Raw genomic sequence first — 916 nt, 5'->3', positions numbered from 1 at the left:
TCCATTGTATCTTGTTCAAACAGCTTGTCTGCCTGACGCTTATCTCTAAAAGATGGCGCATCAATGTAAAGCTCGCCCGCCCCTGTATTAAAGCCAATAATATACGGAGCTGAGTAAACTTGAGTGCGCTTGTCACCACGCCCGATAGCTTTGTTTACCTTAATAACCACTTGGTTTGAGCCATCGATGAGAGTATACGGAGTACTCAATTCATCCGTACTAACGCCATTTACAAACAGAACTTGAACACCTTGTGCGGTACTTAAAGTTACTGATACATCAGTTTTATGTGTTGTGTCTGCGTTCGCTGTTGTACCAAACAGACCAAGAAAAAACGCCACAATCCAAGTTTTTAGTCTCATATCCGAATAACCTTAAAAATCGATTAATTACATCAAAAAGTTAAATCTCGCTTACCACTAATCACAGTTTGAGGAAATCATTAATGAAAAGCCAATCATTTCACCACAACTCGCTGTAGATAATTGGTAAGCGCACTCTTGCCTCGAAACCCTATACCCGCTTGACCTATGTTTAATAGTTACTGAGTGGTCTAGACGCTTTAATATAAAAAAGGCCGCAATAAATGCGACCTTTACTATATCTACTTAAGTTCTGTTATTAGAACGTGTAGTAAACACCAGCAACAACTAGGTCAGCTTCTTTCTTAGAAACGTTTTTCTCGTCGTTTTCGCTTGAAGTGTATTCAATGAACGTTAGAACGTTACCAGTTACAGCGTAGTCAGCACCAAACGTGTAGTAAGACTGGTCGTGGTCGCCTTCGTACTCAGTGAAACCGAATGAAGTGTAAACGCGAGCTTCGTTCATTTTGTAAGCAGCTACTGCAGACCAAGTATCTTGATCCGCTTTGTTTAGCTCTTCAGCAACGTAGTTTACTGCAGCAGAGAAGTTGTCC

2 protein-coding genes are annotated in these 916 nt (G+C 40.8%); both read right to left on the bottom strand.

Annotated features, from left to right (window positions below):
- A partial coding sequence (locus R7Q48_RS25505; protein WP_276465446.1) for a DUF2057 family protein occupies positions 1 to 362 on the bottom strand: 362 nt, incomplete at its 3' end.
- Between the two features lie 259 nt (positions 363 to 621).
- Positions 622 to 916, bottom strand: a 295-nt coding sequence (locus R7Q48_RS25500) for a porin (RefSeq protein ID WP_318132939.1), incomplete at its 5' end; no start/stop codon positions are given.

This window comes from Vibrio sp. 378 (assembly GCF_033339435.1).
The sequence above is the reverse complement of the archived record's forward strand: the minus strand, read 5'-3'. Positions and strand labels throughout refer to the sequence as shown.